General features: G+C 72.8%; 18 protein-coding genes. 2 read left to right on the plus strand and 16 right to left on the minus strand.

Going from position 1 to position 24,931, the window contains the following annotated elements; translation table 11 throughout:
- Window positions 1-46: 46 nt before the first annotated feature.
- The 14 genes from ACFRFC_RS37225 to ACFRFC_RS37290 all read right to left on the minus strand — a co-directional run bounded on the left by ACFRFC_RS37225 (window position 47) and on the right by ACFRFC_RS37290 (window position 16,203).
- On the minus strand, window positions 47-1,132 hold the full coding sequence (locus ACFRFC_RS37225; RefSeq protein WP_382693514.1) for a prephenate dehydrogenase: 1,086 nt from the start codon (window positions 1,130-1,132) through the stop codon (window positions 47-49).
- Window positions 1,133-1,275: 143 nt separating this feature from the next.
- The gene (locus ACFRFC_RS37230; protein ID WP_382693513.1) at window positions 1,276-1,788 is read right to left on the minus strand and encodes a YidB family protein; all 513 of its coding nucleotides are present in this window, start codon (window positions 1,786-1,788) and stop codon (window positions 1,276-1,278) included.
- 136 nt (window positions 1,789-1,924) lie between these two features.
- Window positions 1,925-2,971 (minus strand): ADP-ribosylglycohydrolase family protein, encoded by a 1,047-nt coding sequence (locus ACFRFC_RS37235; protein WP_382693512.1) that lies wholly within the window; start codon window positions 2,969-2,971, stop codon window positions 1,925-1,927.
- Window positions 2,968-3,690: an NUDIX domain-containing protein gene (locus ACFRFC_RS37240; RefSeq protein WP_382693510.1), complete on the minus strand. Its 723-nt coding sequence runs from the start codon at window positions 3,688-3,690 to the stop codon at window positions 2,968-2,970. Before ACFRFC_RS37240 ends, ACFRFC_RS37235 begins: the two co-directional genes overlap by 4 nt.
- A gap of 557 nt (window positions 3,691-4,247) precedes the next feature.
- Complete coding sequence (locus ACFRFC_RS37245; protein ID WP_382693509.1) at window positions 4,248-4,811, minus strand: TIGR03086 family metal-binding protein; 564 nt, start codon at window positions 4,809-4,811, stop codon at window positions 4,248-4,250.
- Window positions 4,812-4,941: 130 nt separating this feature from the next.
- Window positions 4,942-6,033: a pseudouridine synthase gene (locus tag ACFRFC_RS37250; RefSeq protein ID WP_382693508.1), complete on the minus strand. Its 1,092-nt coding sequence runs from the start codon at window positions 6,031-6,033 to the stop codon at window positions 4,942-4,944.
- A 12-nt stretch (window positions 6,034-6,045) separates the two neighbouring features.
- Window positions 6,046-6,687: an SMC-Scp complex subunit ScpB gene (scpB, locus tag ACFRFC_RS37255; protein ID WP_382693505.1), complete on the minus strand. Its 642-nt coding sequence runs from the start codon at window positions 6,685-6,687 to the stop codon at window positions 6,046-6,048.
- Entirely contained in the window at window positions 6,684-7,859 is a 1,176-nt protein-coding gene (locus ACFRFC_RS37260) for a segregation and condensation protein A (RefSeq protein WP_382693504.1), read from the minus strand. The genes scpB and ACFRFC_RS37260 overlap by 4 nt, the downstream gene beginning before the upstream one ends.
- Window positions 7,860-7,887: 28 nt before the next feature.
- Entirely contained in the window at window positions 7,888-8,460 is a 573-nt protein-coding gene (locus tag ACFRFC_RS37265; protein WP_382693501.1) for a hypothetical protein, read from the minus strand.
- Window positions 8,445-9,623 carry a ParA family protein gene (locus ACFRFC_RS37270; RefSeq protein WP_382693498.1) on the minus strand — a complete coding sequence of 393 codons (1,179 nt, stop codon included), beginning with the start codon at window positions 9,621-9,623 and terminating at the stop codon, window positions 8,445-8,447. Before ACFRFC_RS37270 ends, ACFRFC_RS37265 begins: the two co-directional genes overlap by 16 nt.
- Before the next feature lie 475 nt (window positions 9,624-10,098).
- Window positions 10,099-11,223 carry an alanine dehydrogenase gene (ald, locus tag ACFRFC_RS37275; RefSeq protein ID WP_382693496.1) on the minus strand — a complete coding sequence of 375 codons (1,125 nt, stop codon included), beginning with the start codon at window positions 11,221-11,223 and terminating at the stop codon, window positions 10,099-10,101.
- Window positions 11,224-11,352: 129 nt separating this feature from the next.
- Complete coding sequence (locus tag ACFRFC_RS37280) at window positions 11,353-13,419, minus strand: tetratricopeptide repeat protein (RefSeq protein WP_382693494.1); 2,067 nt, start codon at window positions 13,417-13,419, stop codon at window positions 11,353-11,355.
- Between the two features lie 384 nt (window positions 13,420-13,803).
- Window positions 13,804-14,430 carry an NUDIX domain-containing protein gene (locus ACFRFC_RS37285; protein WP_382693492.1) on the minus strand — a complete coding sequence of 209 codons (627 nt, stop codon included), beginning with the start codon at window positions 14,428-14,430 and terminating at the stop codon, window positions 13,804-13,806.
- Window positions 14,431-14,517: 87 nt separating this feature from the next.
- Entirely contained in the window at window positions 14,518-16,203 is a 1,686-nt protein-coding gene (locus ACFRFC_RS37290) for a CTP synthase (RefSeq protein WP_382693489.1), read from the minus strand.
- 585 nt (window positions 16,204-16,788) lie between these two features.
- Here ACFRFC_RS37290 and ACFRFC_RS37295 point away from each other — a divergent pair.
- Complete coding sequence (locus ACFRFC_RS37295) at window positions 16,789-18,591, plus strand: glycoside hydrolase family 15 protein (protein ID WP_382693488.1); 1,803 nt, start codon at window positions 16,789-16,791, stop codon at window positions 18,589-18,591.
- 127 nt (window positions 18,592-18,718) lie between these two features.
- Window positions 18,719-20,374 (plus strand): PucR family transcriptional regulator, encoded by a 1,656-nt coding sequence (locus ACFRFC_RS37300; RefSeq protein ID WP_382693486.1) that lies wholly within the window; start codon window positions 18,719-18,721, stop codon window positions 20,372-20,374.
- Between the two features lie 802 nt (window positions 20,375-21,176).
- Here ACFRFC_RS37300 and ACFRFC_RS37305 read toward each other — a convergent pair.
- Window positions 21,177-22,301 carry a glycosyltransferase family 4 protein gene (locus tag ACFRFC_RS37305; RefSeq protein ID WP_382693483.1) on the minus strand — a complete coding sequence of 375 codons (1,125 nt, stop codon included), beginning with the start codon at window positions 22,299-22,301 and terminating at the stop codon, window positions 21,177-21,179.
- Between the two features lie 706 nt (window positions 22,302-23,007).
- The gene (recN, locus tag ACFRFC_RS37310; protein ID WP_382693481.1) at window positions 23,008-24,771 is read right to left on the minus strand and encodes a DNA repair protein RecN; all 1,764 of its coding nucleotides are present in this window, start codon (window positions 24,769-24,771) and stop codon (window positions 23,008-23,010) included.
- Window positions 24,772-24,931 lie beyond the last annotated feature (160 nt).

Raw genomic sequence — 24,931 nt, forward strand, 5'->3', positions numbered from 1 at the left:
CCCGGACGCCCACCCCCACGCCGGACGGCGACAGAACGCCGGCCGCCTACTGCCGCACCCCCCACCCCCGCTCCCGCAGCGCAGCGCCAAGCACAGGCACCGCCTTCGGCTCCACCATCAGCTGCACCAGCCCCGCCTGCTGCCCCGTCGCGTGCTCGATCCGTACGTCCTCGATGTTGACCCCGACCAGCCCCGCGTCCGCGAAGATCCGGGCCAGCTGCCCCGGCTGGTCGTCGATGAACACGGCGACAACCTCGTACACCCGCGGAGCGGACCCGTGCTTGCCGGGGACCCGGACCTGCCCCGCGTTCCCGCGCCGCAGCACGTCCTGGATGCCATCGACGCCCTCGCGCCACTTGGCCTCGTCGGCGGACTGGAGGGCGCGCAGTGCCTGGACGGTCTCGTCGAGGTCGGCGGAGACGTCGGTGAGCAGGTCGGCGACCGGCCCGGGGTTGGCGGAGAGGATGTCGATCCACATCGCGGGGTCGGAGCCGGCGATCCGGGTCACATCGCGGATGCCCTGCCCACACAGCCGTACGGCCGTCTCCTCCGCGTGCTCCAGGCGCGCGGCGACCATGCTGGAGACGAGGTGGGGCATGTGGGAGACGAGGGCGACGGCCCGGTCGTGGGCGTCGGCGTCCATGACCACCGGGACGGCGGCGCAGTGCGAGACCAGTTCCAGGGCGAGATTCAGCACCTCGGTGTCGGTGTCCCGGGTCGGGGTGAGCACCCAGGGGCGGCCCTCGAAGAGGTCGGCGCTGCCGGCCAGCGGCCCGGACCGCTCACGGCCGGACATGGGGTGGGTGCCGATGTACGCGGTGAGGTCGAGGCCCTGTGCCTCCAGCTCCCGGCGCGGCCCGCCCTTGACGCTGGCCACGTCGAGGTAGCCGCGGGCGGCACCGCGCCGCATGGCGTCGCCGAGCACGGTGGCCACATGGGCGGGCGGCGCGGCGACGACGGCGAGGTCGACGGGCCCCTCGGGCGGGCTGTCGGTCCCGGCGCCGAGCGCGGCGGCCGTGCGGACGTGCTCGGGGTCGTGGTCGGCGAGATGGACGGTGACACCGCGCCGTACCAGGGCCAGGGCGACGGAGGTGCCGATCAGGCCGGTGCCGATCACGAGTGCGGTTCTCACTGGGCGTGTCCTTGGGGGAGGGCGGCTGGGACGCCCGCAGAGCCTAGTCAGCCCGCAGCCCGCAAACCACCGATGCGCGGCACCAGCCCCCCGAGACGGCCAAAGCCGGTCACCGGACAGGCGGCACCGCGCACAGCGGCAGCTCAGACGCGCTGCTGCTTGATGATGTCCTCCAGCGACGCCTGCGGGACCTGCCCCTCGGGGGTGAGCCTGTCGACGGCCTGGGGCAGCACCGAGGCGAGTTGGTCAGCCGCCTTGTCGGGGCTGACGCCCGCTTCCTTGGCGACCTTGCTGAGGGTGTCGTCGGGCAGCGCCTCGCGGACCTGGGCGCCGCTCACGGGCTGGTTCTGGCCGTGGCCCACCCAGGACTGCGCCTGGTCGACCAGTCCGGACTTCTTCAGCATGTCGAGCAGCCCGCCCAGCGGATTCGCGCTGCCGCCCGCGCCGCTGCCGCCCGCGCCGGTGGCGGCCCCGGCACTCGTACCGCCCTTGGCCATCAGCGCACCGAGCAGCGAGCCGAGAACATTGACCGCGCCACCACTCCCACCACCCCCACCGGTCGCTCCGGCCCCGCCGGCCCCACCACTACCGCCGCTCTGCTGCCCGCCGCCGCCGAGAAGGCTGCCGAGCAGACTGCCGAGATCGTTACCCGCCATGATCGCGCCTTTAGAGAGTGCGGCCGGGCGCTGGGTGCGGGCCCGGCCCGCCTCTGCCAATGTCACGCGCGCGGTCGGGCTCCGCTACTCGGCGGGCGCCCGTCCCCGAACACCCCAGGTCAGCGCGGGGGCCGCCTCAGACGTCCCAGAGCGCCCCGAGCGTCACCAGTTCCCCCCGGTACTCGATCCGGTCCGCCCACGGCCGGGGCCACGCCTCGGCCCCGAGATACGCGCCGGCGAAGGCGCCGGTCAGCGCGGCGATCGAGTCGGAGTCACCGGAGGTGCAGGCGGCCCGGCGCAGCGCGGTGAGCGGTTCGTCCACGAGGAGCAGGAAGCACAGCAGTCCGGTGGCCAGCGCCTCCTCGGCGATCCAGCCCGCCCCGGTGGCCAGGCACGGGTCGGTCTCCGGCGACACGGTCCGTACGGCGCCCTGGAGCCGCTCCAGCACCGCCAGGCACTCGTCCCAGCCGCGCCCGATGAAGTGCTCGGGCGTGGGGTCCTGACTCCGCGTCCACAGATCGCCGAGCCAGCGCTCGTGGTACCGGCCGCGGTTGTCGTAGGCGTACGACCGCAGCAGCCCGACGAGTCCGGTCGGCTCGGCACCCTGGGCGAGCAGCCGGACGGCGTGCGCGGTGAGGTCGGACGCGGCGAGCGCCGTGGGATGGCCGTGGGTGAGGGCGGCCTGCAACTGGGCGGCCCCGGCCCGCTGTTCCTCGCTCAGGCCGGATATCAGCCCGACGGGAGCGACCCGCATGTTGGCGCCGCAGCCCTTGGAATGGATCTGGCTGGCGTCCTGCCAGGGCAGCCCCTCGTCCTCCAGCAGTTCGCAGGCGGTCACACAGGTGCGGCCGGGGGCCCGGTCGTTGTCCGGCGAACGGTTCCAGGCGACGAACTCCCGCCGCAGCGGCCCCACCAGCCCCTGTGGCCCGAGGACGCCCCGGTCCATGGTTGTGCGGATCGCCCGGCCGACGGCCAGGGTCATCTGGGTGTCGTCGGTGACGTACGCCTGCCGGGGCAGCTCCATCTCCCGCCAGGGCCCGCGCTCGGCGAGGATCGACGGCACGTCGTTGAACTCGGTGGGGAGGCCCAGCGCGTCCCCGAGGGCGAGGCCGAGCAGGGATCCGGTGGCGGCGCGCTTGCGGACGGTGCTCGCGGCCGGGGCCGAGGGCGTGGTCGAGGTCATGCGGGGGTTCCTTCCCGGGGCGGTCGCAGCAGGGGCGGATGGAGGGTGGTGGCGGTGCCCGCGCGGTAGAGGGCGGCCGGTTTGCCGCGTCCGCCGGTCAGCCGGGCGGCGCCGGGGACGGGGGCGACGAAGCCGGGCGTGGCGAGCACCTTGCGCCGGAAGTTGGGCCGGTCCAGCGGGGTGCCCCAGACGCCCTCGTAGACCCGCTGAAGCTCTCCGAGGGTGAACTCGGGCGGGCAGAAGGCGGTCGCGAGGCAGGTGTACTCCAGCTTGGCGCCGACGCGTTCATGGGCGTCCGCGAGGATCCGGTCGTGGTCGAAGGCGAGCGGCCGGGCATCGGCGTACGGCATCCAGCGCGCCTGCGCCGCGTCGCCGCCCCCGCGTGGCTCGGGGGGTTCGGGCAGCAGCGCGGCGAAGGCGACCGACACCACCCGCATGCGCGGGTCGCGGCCGGGCTCGCTGTAGGTCCGCAGCTGCTCCAGATGCAGCCCGGAGACATCGGCGAGCCCGGTCTCCTCGGCCAGCTCCCGCCGCGCCGCCACCTCGGCGGACTCCCGCGGCAGCACGAACCCACCCGGCAGCGCCCAGCACCCGGCGTACGGCTCCTGCCCCCGCTCGACGAGCAGCACCCGCAACCCACCCGCGCGCAACGTGAACACGGCGAGATCAACGGTGACGGCAAAGGGCTCGAAGGCGTGCTTGTCATACCCGCCGGCCACGCCCCCGCCCCCATCCACCCCACCGACCGACGCCCGCACGGCCACCCCTCAAGAACCACCACGACCATTAAGAGTCAGTACGACTATAAGGACCCGGGCACGGCTATGCCACCCCCCGCCGCCCTTGGCCCGGCCGAGACCGCCAGGGCCGCTCATCCACCCCCGCCCGCGCCGACACCACCAGCGGCCCGGCGCACCGCACCCCGGCCCGATCCACGGAGGCGATCCACGGAGGCGATCCACGGAGGCCGCCACCTGACCGCCGACCGACAACAGCCCGGCCCCCGGCGACACCGGCACCGCGCCGGCCATACCCACCGACACGACTACGCCACGCCCTCCGCCTGCGGCAAAGACGCCAGCAACCGCACACCCGCCCCGCCCACACCGCAAGCGGCCCAGCGAAACGCCCCGACCCACCTCCGCCACCACCCGCGGCGCGACCGGCAACAACCCGCCACCGGCAACCGCCATACCCACCGGCACGACTACGCCACCCCTCCGCCCGCGACGCAGCCGCCCCTTCCCCCGCCGCCCAGGCCACCCCCGCCGCCCCCTCACCCCACCGCACGCCCCAAGAACGCCAGCAACCGCTCATCCGCCCCCGCCGACGCCGACACAGCCAGCGGCCCCGCGAACCGCACCCCCCGGTCCGCCTCCGCCACCACCCCCCGGGCGACCGGCAGCAGCTCCGCCGCCAGCGGTACCGGCAGTGGCCGTACGCGTCCGCACGCCTGGGCCACGTCCCACCCGTGCACGGCGATCTCGACCGCGCCGACCGCGACCATGACCCGGGCCTCCAGGGCCCGCTCCCCGATCCGCACCCGCTGCGGCGCCCCCGCCGCCCACGCGCCGAGCACCGCGCACGCCCGCCGCCGGAACCCGCACGCGGCGGCCTCCGGCGCCCCCGGGAACGGTCCGATCACCCCGCCCGTCAGCCCCTCGTACAGCGCGTCCAGCGCATCGTCGAGATGCCCCAGCAGCTCGCCCAGATCCCACCCGGCGCACGGCGTGCCCCGCCCCAGACTCGCGCTCTCCACCCCGGCCACGCTCCCCAGCGCGTACGCCAGCGACCGCTCCAGCAGCTCCCCAGGATCCGTCTCGGTCCTCGTCCCAGCCATCCGGCACTCCCTCCGTCACCGTTACAGACCGGCCGGAAGGCCAAAAGGAATCGGCCGGCCCCGGAAAAATCCCCGGGACCGGCCACCGTACGCACGTACGTGTGCGCGCATGCACACACAGAAAAATTGTCTACAGATCGACCTCGTTCATCAGCATCCCGACCTCCGTGTTGGACAGCCGCCGCAGCCAGCCGGACTTCTGGTCGCCCAGGGTGATCGGGCCGAAGGAGACCCGGACCAGCTTGTCGACCGGGAAGCCCGCCTCGGCGAGCATCCGCCGCACGATGTGCTTGCGGCCCTCGTGGAGGGTGACCTCGACCAGGTAGTTCTTGCCGGTCTGCTCGACGACCCGGAAGTGGTCCGCGCGCGCGTACCCGTCCTCCAGCTGGATGCCGTCCTTCAGCTGCTTGCCCAGATCGCGCGGGATCGGGCCGACGATGTGCGCGAGGTAGGTCTTCTTGACGCCGTACCTGGGATGGGTCAGCCGGTGCGCCAGCTCACCGTGGTTGGTGAGCAGGATGACGCCCTCGGTCTCGGTGTCCAGCCGCCCGACGTGGAAGAGCCGGGTCTCACGGTTGGTGACGTAGTCCCCGAGACACTGCCGCCCGTCGGGGTCCTCCATCGTGGAGACGACCCCGGCGGGCTTGTTCAGCGAGAAGAACTGGTACGACTGCGTGGCCACGGTCAGCCCGTCGACCTTGACCTCGTCCTTCTCCGGGTCGACCCGCTTGCCCTGCTCGGTGACGATCTCACCGTTGACCTCGACCCTGGCCTGCTCGATCAGCTCCTCGCAGGACCGCCGGGAGCCGTAGCCGGCGCGCGCGAGCACCTTCTGGAGCCGCTCGCCCTCCTGCTCGGCGCCCGGGAAGGTCCTGGGCGGCTTGGCCTCCTTCCCGGCCTTCGCCGCGTACCGCTCCCGGTTGCGCTCCTCGGCCCGCATCTCGTACTCGCGGGAGCTGCCGGGGGCGGTCCGGCCGCGCTGGGGCTGCGCCGCCTTCTTCGGCCCGCCCTTGGCCCCGCCGCGCGCGCTGCCGCCACGTCCCGTCTTCGGGCCGTCCTGCGTGGCCCCGGGGCCCACGTCGTAGCGGCGCTCCTCGGGCCGGGGCTTGCTGGGGCGGCCCTGACCCTGGCCCTGCCCCTGCTTCTGGTCCCTGCTGTTCCCGGCGCCGCGGGGGTTACCGCGTCCGCCGCTCTTACCGCTGCCGCTACCACTGCTTCGCATCAAAGGTTCCGTCTAGTCGTCCGCGTCGTCTGGGCCCGGCGCATCGGGTGCGTCCGGGTCGAACGACGGCACCCCTTCCAGTGTCTCCGCCTCGATCGCCTCCGCCTCGGGGAGGAAGGGCGCGAGTTCCGGCAGCTCGTCCAGGCCGCGCAGGCCCATCCGCTCCAGGAAGTAGTTCGTCGTCGTGTACAGGATCGCACCTGTTTCGGGTTCCGTGCCCGCCTCCCCGATCAGCCCGCGCTGGAGCAGGGTGCGCATGACCCCGTCACAGTTCACTCCGCGCACCGCCGAGACCCTTCCGCGGCTGACCGGCTGGCGGTAGGCGACCACCGCGAGCGTCTCCAGCGCGGCCTGGGTGAGCCGGGCGTGCTGCCCGTCCAGGACGAAGCCCTCGACGGCCGCCGCGTACTCGGGCCGGGTGTAGTACCGCCAGCCGCCCGCGATCAGCCGCAGCTCGAACCCCCTGCCCTGCGCCGCGTACTCATCGGCCAGCTCCCGCAGCGCGTCGGCGATCCGGCGCCGGGGCCGCTGGAGGATCTTCGCCAGATGCTCCTCGGTCGCGGGCTCGTCCACGACCATGAGCACGGCTTCCAGGGCGGGCTTGAGTTCCAGGTCGGCGACGCCGTCCGGCGCCGGTACCGGCTGCTCGCTCACGCCTTCCTCTCCTCCTTGAGCGACTCGGGCGACTCCGATGATTCGAGCGACTCCGGCGGCTCGGGCGCCCGGTCGAACTCGTCGGTCACCAGCGGCCCGGCATCCGCCGCCCCGCCCGTCCAGCGCACCAGCAGCTCCCCGAGCGCGTCCTCCTGCTCCAGCGCCACGGCCTTCTCCCGGTACAGCTCCAGCAGGGCGAGGAACCGGGCCACGACGGTCAGCGTGTCCCCGGTGTCGGCGACCAGGTCCCGGAAGCTGGCCGCGCCCAGCTCGCGCAGCCGGGCGATCACGATCCCGGCCTGTTCCCGCACGCTCACCAGCGGCGCGTGGATGTGATCGACGTACACCTGCGGCCTGGGCCTGGGCTGCATCGCCTTCACCGCGAGCCGGGCGAATCCCTCGGCCCCGATGCTGATCACCACGTCCGGCAGCAGCGCCGCGTGCTGCGGCTCCAGCCCGACGGTACGGGGATAGCGCCGCGCCTCGGCATCGAGCCGCCCGCTGAAGATGTCGGCGACCCGTTTGTACGCCCGGTACTGGAGCAGCCGCGCGAACAGCAGGTCCCGCGCCTCCAGCAGCGCCAGATCGGCCTCGTCCTCCACCTCGGCGGCGGGCAGCAGCCGGGCCGCCTTCAGATCGAGCAGCGTGGCCGCGACGACCAGGAACTGGGTCGTCTCGTCCAGATCCCAGTCCGCGCCCATCCCCCGGATGTACGCGATGAACTCATCGGTCACCTTCGACAGCGCGACCTCGGTGACATCCAGCTTGTGCCGGGAGATCAGCTGGAGCAGCAGATCGAAGGGCCCCTCGAAGTTGGCGAGCCGCACCTTGAAGACACTGTCCTCGGAGGTGTCACCGGGCGGAACATCAGCACCGGGCACGGCATCAGCCCCGGACACGGCATCCGCACCGGGCACAGCGGCCTCGCCGGACACAGCCGTTTCCACGGTTTCCCCGGCCTCAACGAGCCCCTCGGCGGGTTCGGCAACGGGTTCGGCAACGGACGGGTCGTTCTCGCTCCCCACCCCGGCACCGGGATGCCCATCGTCCGGGACCGGCGAAAAGACCTCGCCCTCCGGCGGAGCCCCGGCCCCACCCGGCCCCCGCCCCAGCACACGCCGCCGCCCCGCAGGGCGCCCCGCGCCGGAGACAAAAGCATCGCTGGAGGTCATAACCCCCGCAGGCTAGCGCAGCCCTCCGCTACCGCCCACGCAACCGTCGTACGAGAATGCTGGCGTCGCCCCGGCTCTCCAGATCGGCCAGCACCACGGCGACCGCCTCCCGCACGATCCGCCCCCGGTCCACCGCGAGCCCGTGCTCCCCGCGCAGCACCAGCCGCGCGTGCTCCAGGTCCATCAGTTCCTCGGCGGACACATAGACGGTGATCTTCTCGTCGTGCCGCTCCCGCCCGCTGGGCCGGCGCGAGCCGCCGCCCCGTCCGCGTTTGCGCGGCGCCTCGGAGCCCTCGGCGCCCAGGGCGGCAGAACCTTCCTGCGCCCCCGCCCGGCGGCCACGCTCCCGGTCCCGCCCGCGCGCCGCGGCGTCGGACGACTCCGCGCCCGTGGCGACGTGCTCGGCCCCGTCGCCGTCGCCGCCCTGCGCGGGCACGGACTGCGGGGCGTCCTCGGCGGCCTGCGGGTCGCTCTCCCCGGCCGGCCCCGGCACCCGGGGCTCGCCGTTGGGGCCGCGCCGCGGGGTGGACGGCTGGAGCGCCATACCCCCTGTCGTACGGAAGAGTTCGTCGGCCCCCGGCAGACTCACTCGGCGTGACACCGGGCGAGCACCTCCCTGGCGAGCTGGCGATAGGCGGCGGCGCCGACGGAGTTGGAGGCGTACGTGGTGATCGGCTCACCGGCGACCGTGGTCTCCGGGAAACGGACCGTGCGCCCGATGACCGTGTGGTACACGTGATCGTCGAACGCCTCGACCACCCGGGCCAGCACCTCACGGCTGTGCACCGTGCGCGAGTCGTACATCGTGGCGAGGATGCCGTCCAGCTCCAGCTCCGGGTTGAGCCGCTCCTGGACCTTCTCGATGGTCTCGGTCAGCAGGGCGACACCGCGCAGCGCGAAGAACTCGCACTCCAGCGGGACGATCACCTTGTGCGCGGCGGTCAGGGCGTTCACCGTGAGCAGGCCGAGCGAGGGCTGACAGTCGATCACGACGTAGTCGTAGTCCGGCAGCAGCGGCTTCAGGGCGCGCTGGAGCGTCGACTCGCGGGCCACCTCGGAGACCAGCTGCACCTCGGCGGCGGACAGGTCGATGTTGCTGGGCAGCAGGTCCATGTTGGGGACCGCGGTCTTCAGCAGGACCTCGTCGGCGGACATGCCCCGCTCCATGAGCAGGTTGTAGACCGTCAGGTCGAGTTCCATCGGGTTGACGCCAAGACCGACGGACAGCGCGCCCTGCGGGTCGAAGTCCACGAGCAGCACCCGGCGTCCGTACTCCGCGAGCGCGGCACCCAGGTTGATGGTCGACGTGGTCTTGCCGACGCCGCCCTTCTGGTTGCACATCGCGATGATCTTCGCGGGCCCGTGGTCCGTCAGCGGGCCCGGGATCGGGAAGTACGGCAGCGGGCGCCCGGTCGGGCCGACCCGCTCACGGCGCTGACGGGCGGCGTCGGGCGCGAGCGTGGCCGCGTACTCGGGGTCGGGCTCGTACTCGGCGTCAGGGTCGTAGAAGTGCCCCTGCTGCAATTCGTCGTAGTCGGCGAAGTGGTTGTGGGGCACGCCACTTCCGTCGCCGGTCATGGCGTTCACGTGATGGCCATCCATGCTCTGGTGTGCTGGCTGCGTCACCCCAGGCGTGAGGTGACTCCGGTGGGCCGCGAAGGTGCGCACCGCTACGGAGCCGACAGCCTCGAACCCCGCGGGAGCCTGACCCCGCGCAGGGCTTCCTGGTTGACCACCCCCGGGAGAAAATGTCGACTCATTCACAAGTCGTCTTACCTCCTTGGTGACCAGGAAACTTCTAGACAGGTCGGCGTGGCACCATGCCGACGGTTGGCGACTCTATGGCGTGTCGGGCGTCCGCAGCAACACAATCCGCCGGACCCGGCAGGATGTGTCGGCAATGAAACATCCCGCTGTCAAGGGCGTACGACCGTCGCACGGTGGGTTTCCCGGGGGTGCGAATCGGTTCAAGGTCGGGTCAAGGGTTACGTTCGAGGCGAGTTGACCGAGTGCGGCAAAGTGACCATACACACACCCGGCCGGACCTTGACGGGCAAGGTCCGGCCGGGTGTGTGGCGTTGACGAACCGTGTTGACGAATCGCCTTTTGCCGGATGATGACTTGAATTCGCCGTAGGGCGGCCGGACGACGGGTGTCCCACGGCAGGTCGCGGCATGACAGGGCGCGTCGGACGCCCGGGAGTGGCGCGCACAACAAGCGGAATTGAGCCGTCCGGCGGTCAGCCGAGCAGGGTCTCCAGGGCGATGTGCTCCAGCCCGTGCGCCTCGGCGACCTCCTTGTACACGACCTTGCCGTCATGGGTGTTGAGGCCCTTGGCCAGCGCGGGGTCCCGGCGCAGCGCCTCGACCCAGCCGTTGCCGGCGACCGAGACGATGTACGGGAGGGTCGCGTTGGTGAGCGCGTTGGTGGAGGTGCTGGGCACCGCGCCGGGCATGTTGGCGACGCAGTAGAAGACCGAGTTGTGCACCGGGAAGGTCGGCTCGGCGTGCGTGGTGGGGTGGGAGTCCTCGAAGCAGCCGCCCTGGTCGATCGCGATGTCGACAAGGACACTCCCGGGCTTCATCCGGGACACCAGCTCGTTGGTGACCAGCTTCGGGGCCTTGGCTCCCGGGATGAGCACCGCGCCGATGACGAGGTCCGCCTCCAGGACGGCCTTCTCCAGTTCGAAGGCGTTCGACGCGATCGCCTTCACCTTGGTGCCGAAGATCTTGTCGGCCTCGCGCAGCTTGTTGATGTCCCGGTCCAGCAGGGTCACCTCGAAGCCCATGCCGACGGCGATCTGGGTGGCGTTCCAGCCGGAGACCCCGCCGCCGATGACGACGGCCTTGGCCGGGGTCACCCCCGGCACGCCGCCCGGCAGCACACCCCGGCCGCCGGCCGGGCGCATCAGGTGGTAGGCGCCGACCTGCGGGGCCAGCCGGCCCGCGACCTCGGACATCGGGGCGAGCAGCGGCAGCCCGCGGCCGGGCAGCTCGACCGTCTCGTAGGCGATGGCGGTGGTGCCGGACTCGATGAGGGCGTCCGTGCACTCCTTGGAGGCGGCCAGGTGCAGATAGGTGAAGAGGATCTGGTCCTTGCGCAGCCGGTGGTACTCCTCGGCGATCGGCTCCTTGACCTTGAGCAGCAGGTCGGCGGTGGCCCACACCTCGTCGGCGGTCTCCAGGATCCGCGCCCCGGCGGCGACGTACTCCTGGTCCGTGATCGAGGAGCCGGTGCCGGCCCCTCGCTCGATGACGACCTGGTGGCCGCCGCGCACCAGCTCGTGCACGCCGGCGGGGGTGATGGCCACCCGGAACTCGTTGTTCTTGACCTCGCGGGGGATGCCGACCTTCACGTCGATCACGGTCCTTGGCTCAGAGGGTATTTACACGACATACCCGGCCGCGCCAGGGCACACCGGGAGACACCGCAGGAGAACGTGCGGTAGAGCCAGTCTAATGAAGGTATTCCCGGTGTCTAGCCTTTCATTGCTTCAATCTTTCGCGGGTGTACTACGGATTTCGCAGGCGTTAGCCCCGTGTTCCGCGAGGAATTCCCCTGGATCGCCCTCCTGGCACTCCTCTCCCAGCATGCGCTCGGCCGCACCGCGGTGCAGCCCGGCGGCCGTGCTGTCGCCGAGATGCTCCAGGGTGTCGGCGAGCCGCAGATGCAGTGCGGCCTGGAGCCGGGTGTCCTCGGCGCGGCGGGCCCACTCCACCGCCTCCTGGCAGGTGCGCAGCGACTCCTCGGGCCGTCCCGCGTACTCCTGGACCCGCGCCAGCTCGCTCAACGCCCGCGCGTACGCCGCCACATCGTCGAGCTTGCGATATCCGGCGAGCGCCGCCCGCCAGCCGCGCTGGGCCTCGCCGTAGCGGCCCGCGTAGGTGTGGGCGGTGGCGATGCGGCCGTACAGCCGGGCCACGTCGGCGCGCTCGCCGCGGGCCAGCCGCTCGGCCAGCGCCCGGCCGAACCAGTCGGCCGCCCGCTCGTAGTCCCCCAGCTCCTGGTGCGCGCCGCCTACGGATTCCATCGCGCGGCCGGTCGCGTACGGGTCGTTCGCCTCCCGTCCGGCGTCCAGCGCGGCCCGGTAGCGCACCAGCGCCTCGGTCGTACGGCCGGTACGGGCGTCCAGATCGCCCAGGTTCAGCAGCGCCGCCGCCCGCTCGCGGGGCAGGTCGCGGCGCTCGGCGACATCGAGGACGAGGCGGTGGACGCCGTACAGATCGGGTGCGGCGGCATGGGTGCCCACGTGCGCCACCATGGCCCGGACCAGCTGGGACATCAGCCGCCGGGCCAGGGTGTCCAGCTCGCCGTCGGCCACGGCGAGGCGGGCGGCGGCCAGCAGGGCGGGGCGGCGGACGTTCAGCCAGTCGGCGGCGGCCCGGGGGGTGGGGAAGCGCAGGGCGCGGGGCATGTCCTGGAGCTTCTCGCGGGCCTCCGGGTTGTCGGTCTCGGTGATCGCCCGGCAGGACTGGAGCAGCCGTACGGTCCGCTCCAGCATCCGGGCGCGGGCCAGCTGTAGCTCGGCGGGCTTGTCGTGGGTCTCGGTGAGGGCGGCCAGCAGCGGGTGCAGGGCGCCCGGCACCTCGTACTGCGGCAGCGGGCCGGGCCTGCGGTGCAGCAGGCCGAAGGAGACGAAGTCGTCCAGCGTGGAGCGGGCGGCGCCGACCGAGCAGCCGGCCAGCGCGGAGGCGGTGTGCGGGTCGGCCAGTCCGGCCGGGGCGAGGGAGAGCAGGCGCAGTATCCGGGCGGCCGCGGCGGGCAGCGCGGTGTGCACCAGCCCGAAGACCCGGCCGAGCGCGGTGCCCTCGTCGCCCTCGGCGTGCAGTTGCTTGGCGAGGTCGGCGACGGCGGCCTTCGGCCGGGCGGCCAGCCAGCCGCCGGCCAGCATCAGCGCGGCGGGCTGCGCCTGGCACGCCTCGACCAGCGCTTCGGCGGCGCGCGGATCGACGGTGATCCGGACCGACCCGGTGTGCCGGGACAGCAGCTCCACCGCGGACTTGGTGTCCAGGCCGCCCAGTGTGCAGGGCCGGACGTCGGAGATGCCGGTGAGCGGGCCGCGCGACACGGCGACCACGAGGCACTCCGGGGTGTCCGGCAGCAGCGCGTCGACCTGCTCGGCGTCGGCGGCGTCGTCCAGCAGCAGCACCGCCCGGCGGCCGGTCAGCGCCGCCCGGAACTCGCCGGTCAGCTCGTCCTCGGCGGCCCCCGGCGGCGTCGGCAGCTCCAGCTCACCGAGGAGTTCCCGCGCGGCCTGCCCGACCGGCACGGGGGTCCCGTCGGGCTCGGCGAGCCGGACCCGCAGGATGCCGTCCGGATAGCGGTCGGCGATCTGCGTCACCAGCTCCTCCGCGAGCGCGGTCCGCCCCGACCCCGGTTTCCCGGCGATCAGCAGCACCCGCGCGCAGGGCGCCTTCTTCCCGGCGAGAGTGTCCAGCCCGGCGCGCTCGATATCGGCGCGCAGCTCCTTCAACTCCCGTGTCCGGCCCAGGAATCCGCAGTCCTGCGACGAGTGTCCCGACAGCTGCACGCCGTCCGTGTCCACCGCCTGATCCGTCACGGGCCACACTCCCGTCCCACCGCCCGCCGGCCCTCCGGTCGGGGCACCTGCGCCTGTCTCTGGCTGGTCGCGACGAGCCTAGTTCACCCTCTGCAACGAACCCCGCGGAGCGCGGCGGACAGGTCCCCCAATCGGATCAGCCGATGTTCACACCAACACCAACCCGACGCCGACACCCCGCCAACCGGACGCCCTCAGGGACGCGGCGCACCCCGCCCACCCCGGCAACCGGACACCCTCAGAGACGCGGCGCACCCCGCCCACCCCGGCAACCGGACGCCCTCAGGGGTGCGGGGAACTGCGCGACCAGCCCACGACTACCGACAGCCAAACGACAACCGCACCGCCCCTCCCCCGACGTCACACCGTCACGCCGTCACACCATCACGCCGAGAACGGCCTCGCAGGCCACCCCACCCCCGCGGAGCGCAACGCCTCCACCCCCGCCCCACCCCGCGCCGCCACCAACGCCAGCACCCCCACCACCAGACAGTTGTTGTGCAGCTCCCCCGCCAGCACCCCCCGCACCAACTCCGCCACCGGCACCCGCGCCAGCTCCAGATCCAGCTCCTCGTGCTCCGCCTCGAACCGCCGCCCCTCCACCTCCGACAGCCCCCGAGCGAGAAAGATCCGTACCGCCTCGTCACACCCCCCGGGCGTGGGGTAGACATCGGTCAGCACCCGCCAGTCCTCCGCCTTCACATGAGCCTCCTCGTACAGCTCACGCTGAGCGGCATGCAGCGGATTCTCCCCGGGCACATCGAGCAGCCCCGCCGGGATCTCCCACAGCTTCTGCCGCACCGGATGCCGGTACTGGCGCAGCACCAGCACCCGGTCCTGATCGTCCAGCGGCAGCACGGCCACCGACCCGGGATGCACCTGGTAGTCACGCCCGACGACGGTCCCGTCGGGCATGACCACCTCGTCCGTGCGCACGGAGGTCTTCTTGCCCACGAAGGGAGTCGCGGTGGCCCGGACCTCCCATTCCTCGGGACTGTCCTTGATCGTCATGCCCTGTCCTCCCACGCGCGACAGAAAAAAACCGGGGTGCCCCCCTCAGCAGAAGGAACGCACCCCGGCCACCGTACAACCGGTGTCTCAGCCAGAACTCGCCGCGGAATCCCCCGTACCGCCCCCGGCGGCCACCTTGCGCTCCACCGCCGCCTTCACCAGCCCCGCGAACAGCGGATGCGGGCGCGTCGGACGGGACCGCAGCTCGGGGTGGGCCTGGGTGGCGACCAGGTAGGGGTGCACATCACGCGGGTACTCGACGTACTCGACCAGCTTGTTGTCGGGCGACGTGCCCGAGAACAGGATGCCGGCCTTCTTCTCCAGCTCCGCGCGGTACGCGTTGTTCACCTCGTAGCGGTGCCGGTGCCGCTCCTCCACGTACTCCTTGCCGTCGTACACCTCGCGCACGATCGAGCCCTCGGCCAGCTTGGCCGGGTACATGCCGAGCCGCATGGTGCCGCCCATGTCGCCCTCACCGGCGACGATGTCGAGCTGCTCGGCCATGGTGGAGATGACCGGGTGGGCGGTGGCGGGGTCGAACTCGGTGGAGTTGGCGTCGGTGATCCCGGCCAGATTGCGGGCCGCGTCGATCACGATGCACTGGAGACCCAGGCACAGCCCCAGCAGCGGGATCCGGTGCTCACGGGCGTAGCGGATGGCGCCGACCTTGCCGGACACCCCCCGGTCGCCGAAGCCGCCGGGGATGCAGATGGCGTCCACGTCGGCGAGCTGCTCGGCGGCGCCGGCCGGGGTCTTGCAGTCGTCGGAGGTGACCCACTTGATCTTCACACGGGTCTTGTTGGCGAAGCCGCCCGCGCGCAGCGCCTCGGTGACCGAGAGATAGGCGTCGGGCAGATCGATGTACTTGCCGACCAGGGCGAGGCTGATCTCATGACGCGGGCTGTGCACCCGGTCCAGCAGGTCGTCCCAGGTCGTCCAGTCCACATCGCGGAACGGCAGGTCCAGGCGGCGGACGGCGTAGGCGTCCAGGCCCTCGGAGTGCAGGACCTTGGGGATGTCGTAGATCGACGACGCGTCCGGACAGGCCACCACGGCGGCCTCGTCCACGTCGCACATCAGGGAGATCTTCCGCTTGATGGCGGCGGGCACCTCGCGGTCGCAGCGCAGCACGATCGCGTCCGGCTGGACACCGATGTTGCGCAGGGCCGCGACCGAGTGCTGGGTCGGCTTGGTCTTCAGCTCCCCGGAGGGGCCGATGTACGGCAGCAGGGAGATGTGCACCACGAAGACGTTGTCCCGGCCGACCTCGTGACGGACCTGGCGGACGGTCTCCAGGAACGGCAGCGACTCGATGTCGCCGACGGTCCCGCCGACCTCGGTGATCACCACGTCCACGTCGTCGGCGGCCATCCGCCGGATGCGGTTCTTGATCTCGTTGGTGATGTGCGGGATGACCTGCACGGTGTCGCCCAGGTACTCGCCGCGCCGCTCCTTGGCGATCACCGTCGAGTAGACCTGCCCGGTGGTGACATTGGCGGAGCCGTCCAGATCGCGGTCCAGGAAGCGCTCGTAGTGGCCGATGTCCAGATCGGTCTCGGCGCCGTCGTTGGTGACGAACACCTCACCGTGCTGGAAGGGGTTCATCGTGCCGGGGTCGACATTGATGTACGGGTCGAGCTTCTGCATCACGACGCGCAGGCCCCGGGCCTTGAGCAGCATGCCCAGGCTGGAGGCCGTCAGGCCCTTGCCGAGCGAGGAGGCGACACCCCCGGTGACGAAGATGTGCTTGGTCGTCGTGGTTTTCGGCGGCATGGCCAAGACGGGGCTCCCGTGGTCGCGGTCTGGGGGTGCGGTGGCGCTGCCGTACCGGATTCCGTACGAGGCCCCGCAGGAATCCTGCCGGGATGACGTGCGGTTCTCCGGGGGCGCCGTCGCTGCGGTTCGGGGGTTCTACGCCCACCGGTCCACGGGCTACCAGGGTAACAGCGCCTCGGGACGGTGCTGCCCGGCCACGCTCCGCGTACACACCGACACGGACGCGCACTCCTTACGCACTTCTCACCGACCGCTCACCCGATCAGCGCACCCAGGTTGCCCGGAGCGGCGCGCAGATCATCTACGTGCGTCGTATCCTGCTCGGACACTCGCTGCCGAGTCCGCCGGAAAAGACGGCACACCCCCGCCCGTATCCCACCGGAACAACGAGGGCTCGTCAGTTCGTTGAGCACAGACTGCCGTTTTGCCACCAGAGCCGATCGGCTGTTTTGCTTCATTGCTCAACGACGCATGACATACCCCTGACGCACCCCCCTACACACCCCCCATACATACCCCCCCTTGACCGCACTAGCGACAGCCCCTTCATGGGGTGACGTGGCCGTTCGACTGGAGTTGCACGTGGCCGGGCGCATCGAAGATTACGCACTCATCGGAGACATGCAGACCGCCGCACTGGTCTGCCGGGACGGCACGGTGGACTGGCTGTGCCTGCCCCGCTTCGACTCGCATGCCATCTTCGCCGGGCTGCTGGGCACCGAGGACCACGGCTTCTGGCGGATCGGCCCGGCCCACGCCCCGGACAGCCCCCCGCCCACGGCGAACCGGCGCGGCTACCGCGGGGACTCACTGATCCTGGAGTCCGAGTGGGACACCCCGCGCGGCACGGTCAGGGTGACCGATTTCATGCCCCCCCGCGACGGTGCCCCCCAGCTCATCCGCATCGTGGAAGGCGTCACGGGCCGCGTCCCGATGCGCTCCACCCTGCGGATGCGGTTCTCCTACGGCCGCCTCGTCCCCTGGGTCCACAAGCACGACGGCCGCACGGTCGCCGTCGCCGGACCGGACTCCGTGTGGTTCGACACCTCCGCGCAGACCTACGGCAAGGCGCTGACCACGTACTCCGACTTCACGGTCTCCCCGGGCGAGCGGATCGCGTTCACGATCTCCTGGGAGCCCTCACACAAGCAGCCGCCCGCGCTGCCGGAGCCGGAGCAGTCCCTGGAGGCGACGGAGGACTTCTGGCGCGAGTGGGTCGAGCACTGTACGTACCACGGCCCCTACCGTGAGGCGGTCGTCCGCTCCCTGATCACGCTCAAGGCCCTCACCTACGCCCCGACCGGCGGCATCGTCGCCGCGCCGACCACCTCCCTCCCGGAGGAGATCGGCGGGGTCCGCAACTGGGACTACCGCTACACCTGGCTGCGGGACGCGGCGATCACCCTGTCCTCGCTGCTGCGCACCGGCTACCGCGAGGAGGCCCGCGCCTGGCGCGAATGGCTGCTGCGCGCCGTGGCCGGCGACCCGGAGAACCTCCAGATCATGTACGGCATCGCCGGCGAGCGCGAACTGGGCGAGGCCGAGCTGGACTGGCTGCCCGGCTACGAGAACTCCGCCCCGGTCCGGGTCGGCAACGGCGCGGCGCACCAGCTCCAGCTCGATGTCTACGGCGAGGTCACCGAGGCCCTCCACCTCGGCCACATGACCGGCCTGGCCCGCAACGACTACGCGTCCCTGCTCCAGCTGAAGCTCATCCACTACCTGGAGGGCCACTGGAACGAGCCGGACGAGGGCATCTGGGAGGTCCGCGGCCCCCGCCGGCACTTCGTCCACTCCAAGGTCATGGCCTGGGTCGCCGTCGACCGCACCATCAAGCTCATCGAGTCCGGCGACGCCGACGGCCCCCTGGACCGCTGGCGCGATCTGCGCGACGACATCCACCGCGATGTCTGTGAGAAGGGTTACGACAAGGAGCGCAACACCTTCACCCAGTCCTACGGCAGCAAGGAACTCGACGCGTCCCTCCTGCTGATCCCGCAGATGGGCTTCCTGCCGCCCGACGACAAGCGGGTGATCGGCACCATCGAGGCGATCCAGCGCGAGCTGTCCACCCCCGACGGCTTCATCCTGCGCTACCCGACGGAGGGCGAGGCGGCGGGCGTCGACGGCCTGCCGGGCGACGAGGGCGCCTTCCTGGCCTGCTCCTTCTGGATGGCCGACGACCTCGCCATGATCGGCCGCGTCGACGAGGCCCGCAAACTCTTCGAGAAGCTCCTCGCCCTCCGCAACGACCTGGGCCTCCTCGCCGAGGAATGGGACCCCGTCAACCAACGCCAGGTCGGCAACTTCCCCCAGGCCTTCAGCCACGTCCCCCTGATCGACACGGCCCTCAGGCTCACGGCGTCGGGGGCGTACGGGGGCTGACACGGCGGTGTGAGAAAGCTGACGTGGGCGCCGCCCGGCTCGCTGGGCCGGGCGGCGCACCCGCCTCCGCATCGCCCCCCTGACCCCCGGCTGTCACCACCCTGTCCGCGCAGGTAGCGTCCGTTTCATGGACAGCCGCACGGACCATCGATTCGACAGCAACGGCGCCGGGATCACCGTGCAGCGGGCACTGGAGCTGCCCGGGCTGCGCGGCGGACTCCCCGAGGTGCTCGCCGGCGCGGACCGATTGCAGCGGACCGTGCGCTGGGTGCACACGGGCGAGGTACCGAACATCGCCTCCCTGCTCAAGGGCGGCGAACTCCTGCTGACCACGGGGTACGGCCTCGGCACCCGCCCCGCCGAACAGCGCGCGTTCGTCCGCACCCTCGCCGAGCGCGGTATCGCCGCCCTGGTCGTCGAACTGGGCCCGCGCTTCACCCGGCTCCCGGCCACCCTTGTGGAGACGGCCCGCACGGCCGGGCTGCCGCTGGTCCAGCTGCACCGCGAGGTGGCCTTCGTGACCGTCACCGAGGAGATCCACACCGAGATCGTCAACGGGCACTACGCCCTGCTCCAGCGCGCGGAGGAAGTGGTCCGCCGCTGCACGGAGGCGCTCCTCGGCGGCGGCGGCATCCCCCAGGTGCTGGCCATCCTGGCCGACTTCAGCGGCAACCCCGTCTTCCTGGAGACCCCCGAGGGCCTGCTCCTGTACGCGGCCGGATCCAGCCCCGGCGGCGCCGAGCCGCTCCAGGTGTGGGAGGGCCTGCGCGGCCAGCACAAGGACGCCCCGCCGCCCGCGGGCTCGGTCCTGGTCGACGTACCCGGCGGCGGCCCGGGAAGCGGCTCCGGGACCGGCTCGGTCCGGGCCCGCCTGGTCCTCCTGCCGGTACGCGGGCCGCTCACGCCGGTGCACCGGATCGCCGTCGAGCGGGCGGCCGAGATACTCGCCGTCGTGCTGATGCAGGCCCGCCAGGACGAGGAGCTGGCCGCGCGCGGACGCGGTGACTTCCTCACCGACCTCGCCGAGGGCCGGATCACCGCCGAGGACGCCCCGGCGCAGGCCCGCGTCCTCGGCTTCAAGCCCGGCGCCGGCCCGCTGCTGCCGGTCGTCATGCGCCTGGGCGACCCCATCGCCCAGGGCGGCGGCTGGGCCCTGCTGGCCCGCGCGGTCGCCGAGGAACTGTCCTCGGTCGGGGTGCCGGTGCTGCTGGGTGTACGCCCGGTGGAGGGCCGGGTGCCGCTGCTGCTGGGCCTGCGCGCGGAGTCGGAGCGCGCGGCGGTGGCCGACCGGGTGGCGACGGCGCTGCGGGCGGGCGTGGAGCGGGCCGGCATGCAGCGGCCCGGGGCCCGTCCCCCGGTGGTGGTGGTCGGCGTGCCGGGCGGCTGGGCGGCGGCGTCGGCGGGCCTGCGGCACGCGGCGGAGACGGCGACCGCGGCCCATGGCCTGGCCGACCGCCCCTGGTACGACGCCCGCCGCCTGGACATCGACCTGCTGCTGTGGCGGCTGCGCGACCATCCCGACCTCGCGGCGTTCGTGGAACGTGCCATCGGCCCGATCCGCGACCACGACCGCCGCTCCAAGCCGCCCCTGCTGCCCACCCTGGAGACCTACCTCGCGCACGCGGGCCGCAAGGCGGAGACCGCCCGCGAGCTGCACCTGAACCGCCAGACCCTGTACAACCGGCTGGCCCGCATCGGCGAACTCCTCGGCACCGACCTGGACGACCCCCAGACGGTCCTCACCCTGAGCCTGGCCCTGAGAGCGAGACGCCACGTCGGCTGAACGGGGGCGCATCCGCTGAGCCAAGCCCGACCACAACGCCCACCGACGGAACCCTGACGCCCGGCCCCCTACCCCTACCCCTACCCCTACCCATGCCCCTGCCCATGCCCCTGCCCATGGGCCGACTCCCTGAGCCCTGGCCCCAGACCCAGGGCCCAGGCCCTGACCCGAGGTCCCAGACCGTGACCCCTGACTCCAGGCCCCGGATCCTGACCCCCCGGCCCTGACGCTGCCCACCTGACGGTGACCCCCGGGCCTTGACCCTGCCCACCTGACCGTGAGATCCCCAGCCCCCCAGGGCCCCTCGCCCCAAGTCCCGCCCCAGGCCCCAGAGCCCCTGACCATAGGCCGGCCCCCAGACACAGGCCCCGACCCCTGCCCACCTGACCGTGACCCCTGACCCCAGGGCCCCTCACCCCAAGTCCCGGCCCCAGGCCCCGGTCCCCCTGACCATGGGCCGGCCCCCAGACGCCAGGCCCCGATCCCACGGCCCAGACCGCGACACCTGCCCCCAGGTCCCAGACACTGACCCCCGGGCTCTGACCCTGCCCACCTGACCGTGACCCCTCACCCCAAGTCCCGGCCCCTGCCCCCAGGCCCCCTGACCATGGGCCAGCCCTCAGACCCCAGACCCTGCCCCCCCGGCCCAGAGCGTGACCCCTGCCCCCAGGCCCCAGACACTGACCCCGGGCCCCAGACCGTGACCTCAGGCCCGGACTCCGGGCCCCAGGCCCTCACGCCAGGCCCTCACGCCAGGCCCTCACCCCTGGCCCCCGGCCCCCGGCCCCCGGCCCCCGGCCCCTCAGATCATGGGCCGAGGCTGGGTCAGCTCGTCGTACACGGACAGCACCTGCGCCACCGTCTCGTCCTCCGTCGGCCAGGTCGCCGCCTGCCGCTCCCCGCCCCGCCGCAGCTCCTCCCGGCGCCCGGGATCGTCGAGCAGCCGTACGACAGCCGCGGCGAGCGCCTCCGCGTCCCCGTACGGCACGAGTTCGGCGGCGTCCCCCACCAGGTCCGGGATCCCCCCGACGGCGGAGGCGACGAGCGGCACGCGCGCGTGCAGCGCCTCCTGCGCGAGCACCGACCGCGACTCCCACCGGCTCGGCAGCAGCACCAGGTCGGCCGCGGACAGCAGCTCCGGGACATCGTCCCGCCGCCCGAGCAGCCGAACGGGCAGTTCCTCCGCCTCGATCCGCTGCTGGAGCGTGGCCCGAAGCTCGCCATCCCCGGCGACGGCGACGAACGGCACGGCGTCGAGGAGCCGCCACATCCGCGCGGCGTCCAGCAGCACGTCGTAGCCCCGATGCCGTTCGAGCGGGCCGACAGCCAGCAGCAACGGACGCCCGATGGCCCCGAGTTCGGCCCGCAGCTTGGCCCGGTCGGACTCGTCCCACGGCGCCGAACGCACCCCCGGCAGCGCGGCGGGCGCCAGCCGGGCGTCCCGCGCCCCACGCCTGCGGGCCCGGTCGACCAGGTCGGAGGAGGTCCCCAGCACCACGGCCGCGGCCCTGACCACCCGGCGCTCCAGCATCCGCAGCAGCCGGGCCCGCGCCCCTTCGGCGTGTGTACGGCCGTGCCAGGTGACGACGAGCGGAATGTGCCGCCCGCTGAGCGCCAGGGCGGCCCGGAAGGAGGCGTGCAGCCCGTGCGCGTGCACGAGGTCGGCGTCCGCGCAGGCGGCCCGGAGCGCCGCGACGGAGGACGGGTCGCTGCCGCGCGGCACCTGGGCATGGTCGGCGCCGGCCCCGGTGAAGTCGTAGGCGCGCTCGGCCTCGACGGGGGCGCACACCGTGACCCGTACGCCCCGCGCGACGAGCCCCGCGGCCAGCGAGCGCACATGCGCGCTGCTCGCGGCGTTGCCGCCGCCCAGCACCTGCACGGTGCGCAGCGTCGACTGGCCGTGCGGGTGGCTGCTCACGGGGGTCACGTGGCCGGGGCTCCTGGTTCGGCATCGAACGGTCACGAAGAAACGTACAGAAGGATCGGGCGCGGACGGTGCACCGCACGGCCCCCTCCCTGCACCCACCCAAGAATGCCAGCACGCACGCCCGTTCCCGCAACGCACGAGGTCATGACCCGTCACAGCGGAGGCCGAAAATCCACTCACACGAGTGAGCGGGCAAACCGGCTCATGTGTCGCGGGCAGCGCGGCCGAATTGGCCGGGCACGACCCGAATGGCCGATCCGCCAGGACGAACAGCCGCGCCGAGGGCCGACCCGAAGCACCGGCCAAGGAGACAAAGAGCGGCCCAAAGTCCATGGCCACGCACCCCGGCCCCCACCCACAAGCACCCGGCACACGCCCCGGCGCCCGCCCAAGGTCCACGGGCACGCACCCAGCGCCCCACCCCGAACTTCACGCACGCGGGCGCCCACCCAAGTCCACAAGGGCACGCCCAGCCCCCGCCTCCAACTCAACCGGCACCCGCCCCGGCACCCGCCCAAAACCCACAGGCACCAGCCCAGCGCCCCCACCCCAACCCAACCGAGGCACACGCCCCGGCGCCCACCCCAACCCCACAGGGCGCGCGCCCCGAGCGCCCACGCCCCAAAACCCACCGACGCGCCCCCGCCCCCCACCCACTCACCCAAACCCACAGACGCGCCCCGCCCCGCCCCACACAACGACGCCCCTAAACCTCCGCCCGAGCCGCCTCCAGCAACTCCTCCGCATGTGCCCGAGCCGTCTGCGAGTCCTCCTGGCCCGCCAGCATCCGCGACAGCTCCCGGATCCGCTCCTCGCCCTCCAGGACCTTCACCCCGGACCGCGTGACGGACCCGTCGTCGGTCTTCTCCACCAGCAACTGCCGGTCGGCGAACGCGGCGACCTGCGGCAGATGCGTCACGACCACCACCTGGGCGGACTTGGCCAGCCGGGCCAGCCGCCGCCCGATCTCCACCGCCGCCTTGCCGCCGACCCCGGCGTCCACCTCGTCGAAGAGATACGTCGGCACCGGATCCGTCCCCGCGAACACCACCTCGACGGCGAGCATCACCCGGGACAGCTCACCCCCGGACGCCCCCTTGGCGATGGGCCGGGCCGGGGCCCCGGGGTGCGGGGCGAGCAGCAGTTCCACCTCGTCCACGCCCGACGGCCCGTAGCCGACGATCCGGCCGCCGACCTCGACCCCGTCCGCGTCCTCGGTCTGCCGCAGGTCGAAGGAGACGCGCGCGTGCGGCATCGCGAGGGAGGCCAGTTCGGCGGTGACCGCCGCGGCGAACCGCTGTGCGGCCTCACCGCGCGCGTCGCTCAGCGCCTGCGCCAGCCCGCCCAGCTCGCCCCGGAGCGCGTCCCGCTCGGCGGTCAGCTCATCGACGCGCGAGTCGTCGCCGTCCAGCTCCGTCAGCCGCGCGGCCGAGGTCTCGGCCCACGCCAGCACGGCGGCGATGTCGTGCCCGTACTTGCGGGTCAGCCCGTTCAGCGCGGCCCGCCGCTCCTCCACCGCCGCGAGCCGCCGCGGATCGGCGTCGAGATCGTCGGCGTACCCGGCGAGTTCCCCCGCCACATCGGCCAGCAGGATCCCGATCTCCCCGATCCGCCCGGCCAGCGCCGCGAGAGCGGGGTCGTGCGACCGTACGGCCTCCAGTGCCCGGTGCGCCCCGCCGACCAGCGTCGAGGCGTCGACCCCCTCGGGGTCCTCGGGGTTCCCGGCGAGCGCGGCGTGCGCGAGGGTCGCGGCGGACGCCAGCGCCTCGGCGTGTCCGAGCCGCTCGGCCTCCTCGGCCAGCTCCACGTCCTCGCCCGCGCGCGGCTCGACCCCGGCGATCTCGTCGAGCCCGTAGCGCAGCAGATCGGCCTCCTGCGCCCGCTCGCGCGCCCGGGTGGTGATCTCCGCCAGCTCGACGACGACGGCCCGCAACCGCCGGTAGGCCCCGGCGTACTTCGCCATGGGTACGGCGACGGCGTCCCCGGCGTACCGGTCCAGCGCCTGCCGCTGCCGTGACTGCTTCAGCAGCCCCTGCTGATCGGTCTGCCCATGCACCGCGACCAGTTCATCGGCCAGCTCGGCGAGCACCCCCACCGGCACGGACCGCCCGCCCATGTGCGCCCGGGACCGCCCTTCGGCGGAAACGGTACGGCTGATCAGCAGCGCCCCGTCGTCCAGTTCGGCCCCGGCCTCCTCGGCCCGCAGCGCGGCCGACGAGGCCACGGGGAGCGTGATCCGCCCCTCCACGACCGCTTTCCCGGCCCCGATCCGCACGAGCGCCGGATCCGCCCGGCCACCGAGCAGCAGTCCGAGGCTGGTGACCACCATGGTCTTGCCCGCACCGGTCTCCCCGGTGACGGCCGTGAACCCCGGCGACAGCTCGACCACGGCGTCGTCGATGACTCCGAGCGACCGTATCCGCATCTCCTCCAACACGGACACGACCTTACGAGGTCCCACCACCCACATGCGACCGCCCACCCCCGTGACGCCGGGGCGGACACGCCGCAAGGGGCGCGGGGAACTGCGCGACCAGCCACACCCCACCCGCACCCGCACACCCCCGGGAATCCACCCTCCCGGACAGCGCCCCTTGGGGGCGCGGGGAACTGCGCAACAAACCACACCC

The sequence above is a fragment of the Streptomyces sp. NPDC056734 genome (genome assembly GCF_042790455.1).
Taxonomy (GTDB): Bacteria; Actinomycetota; Actinomycetes; order Streptomycetales; family Streptomycetaceae; genus Streptomyces.

Bases quoted from the DNA above. Each gene is read 5' to 3' on its own strand.
- ACFRFC_RS37235 (WP_382693512.1), bottom strand. From the start codon at position 2,971: ATGACCTCGACCACGCCCTCGGCCCCGGCCGCGAGCACCGTCCGCAAG.
- recN (WP_382693481.1), bottom strand. From the start codon at position 24,771: ATGTGGGTGGTGGGACCTCGTAAGGTCGTGTCCGTGTTGGAGGAGATG.
- ACFRFC_RS37290 (WP_382693489.1), bottom strand. From the start codon at position 16,203: ATGCCGCCGAAAACCACGACGACCAAGCACATCTTCGTCACCGGGGGT.
- ACFRFC_RS37260 (WP_382693504.1), bottom strand. From the start codon at position 7,859: ATGACCTCCAGCGATGCTTTTGTCTCCGGCGCGGGGCGCCCTGCGGGG.
- ACFRFC_RS37300 (WP_382693486.1), top strand. From the start codon at position 18,719: ATGGACAGCCGCACGGACCATCGATTCGACAGCAACGGCGCCGGGATC.
- ACFRFC_RS37230 (WP_382693513.1), bottom strand. From the start codon at position 1,788: ATGGCGGGTAACGATCTCGGCAGTCTGCTCGGCAGCCTTCTCGGCGGC.
- ACFRFC_RS37245 (WP_382693509.1), bottom strand. From the start codon at position 4,811: ATGGCTGGGACGAGGACCGAGACGGATCCTGGGGAGCTGCTGGAGCGG.
- ACFRFC_RS37250 (WP_382693508.1), bottom strand. From the start codon at position 6,033: ATGCGAAGCAGTGGTAGCGGCAGCGGTAAGAGCGGCGGACGCGGTAAC.
- ACFRFC_RS37285 (WP_382693492.1), bottom strand. From the start codon at position 14,430: ATGACGATCAAGGACAGTCCCGAGGAATGGGAGGTCCGGGCCACCGCG.